Source organism: Cedecea sp. NFIX57, from assembly GCF_900177785.1.
Lineage (GTDB): Bacteria > Pseudomonadota > Gammaproteobacteria > Enterobacterales > Enterobacteriaceae > Cedecea > Cedecea neteri_C.
On record NZ_FXAS01000120.1, the window covers coordinates 1 to 1,417 of the forward strand.

Sequence of the window (1,417 nt, forward strand, 5' to 3'; positions counted from 1 at the left end):
ATACTTCCCACCCATTATCCCTTTCATCACGAAGCCAGTCATTATCAGGATTAATGCTTCCACTCCGGATGTTTTAATCCTGATAAAAGCTTTTACTGGCACTGTTGCAAAGTTAGCGATGAGGTAGCCTTTTGTTTTATTGAAAGCAACTGGTAGCGGGTTTTCTCTTTGGTCAAAGCGATAACCGAGATCTGCAAGACCTGGCTCGGCATCAAAACATTGCGTAATGGCTGATTTTCGATATTTTCTAATAATATACCGAACTTCAGCCACTTTACAGACATGAGAATGCCTGATGCAGGCGCCATTTCCAGTTTAAAGACGGATTTCAAACCGTCAGTCGATCAGCAAAAATGTCGCAGGTTGATCAGCGTATACGCCAGTGTTTTGAACGCATAATGCACTTCGCTTCGTCGCTTAAAACGCAGCAACAGTCGACGAAATTTATCCTCCCAGGCGAAAACCCGCTCAATGGTGCGGAACCGTTCTTTAAAAATAAGCGGGTTAAACAGCCGCTTACGCCCACGCTTTATCGTTTTACGCCCCCGGGGATTTTCGTTGATGTTCGGTGTCATCCCCCGGTTGAAAATGGCTTTACGGTTAGCCCGGGAGTCGTACGCCCCGTCCAGACTGATAACGCTGCCGTGCAGGTCGAGCCCCAGGGTTTTCGCCAGCGAAGTCAGACGGGGCAGGGCTTCGCGAAAGAGCGGGGATTCGTTCAGATTACCGGCTGCGGTAACGAAAGGCGCAATCACGTTGCAGTTGCGGTCACAGAAGGCCACGACCTTGTCACCCTTCATTTTTTTGTGGCCGCTGAAGCCGATGTTATCGCCGCCTTTTTTCGCGGCGGGGGGGGTGCCATCCCCGTGGATAACAGTGAGATCGAGCATCCCGCACTGATGCAGCAGGCTGACGCTGGCAGTAAAAATGGCGTCAAAACAACCGAGGGACAGCCAGCGCCGCCAGGTGGCGTAAACCCGGGTATAGTGGATTTCAGGGCGACCATCCGGGCCTTTATCGATGGGAAGCATTTTCCACTGACAGCCGAGGTAAAGTATCCTCAGGATATAGTTGAATATCTTAAAACTGCTGATTTTTGGCGCGGGGCCGCGGCGGGGAGCCACCTGGTGGGGGAAGATAAATTCCTGGAACTGCAAAAAGGTTAACTGGACCGGGATAGCCTGCCCTGCCTGGCTTCTTGCCATCATCACCGTCAAAGAATGAGGATTTTATGGCTGCGGGCAGAGCAAACGCAAATCCCTGTTGGCATAAGGACTGAAGACAAATTCCATCCAGGGAGAAAACCCGCTACCAGTTGGGCGTTGTTCTGGTCAAGTTAATCAGGACACTTTTTTATCAGACATCTGTTCATAGCGTACCGGAGATATTTCCCCGTTCGCCGTATGATTTCTGTCAA

General features: G+C 50.5%; 2 protein-coding genes. Both read right to left on the reverse strand.

The genetic code is table 11. The features are described 5' to 3' along the window. A partial coding sequence (locus B9Y90_RS26145) for a hypothetical protein (protein WP_139827524.1) occupies positions 1-273 on the reverse strand: 273 nt, incomplete at its 3' end. Between the two features lie 71 nt (positions 274-344). Then, on the reverse strand, positions 345-1,208 hold the full coding sequence (locus B9Y90_RS26150) for a transposase (RefSeq protein WP_217809004.1): 864 nt from the start codon (positions 1,206-1,208) through the stop codon (positions 345-347). Positions 1,209-1,417: the final 209 nt, after the last annotated feature.

What these genes read in the sequence shown, in the direction of transcription:
- B9Y90_RS26150 (WP_217809004.1), bottom strand. Translation starts at nt 1,208, where the DNA reads ATGATGGCAAGAAGCCAGGCAGGGCAGGCTATCCCGGTCCAGTTAACC.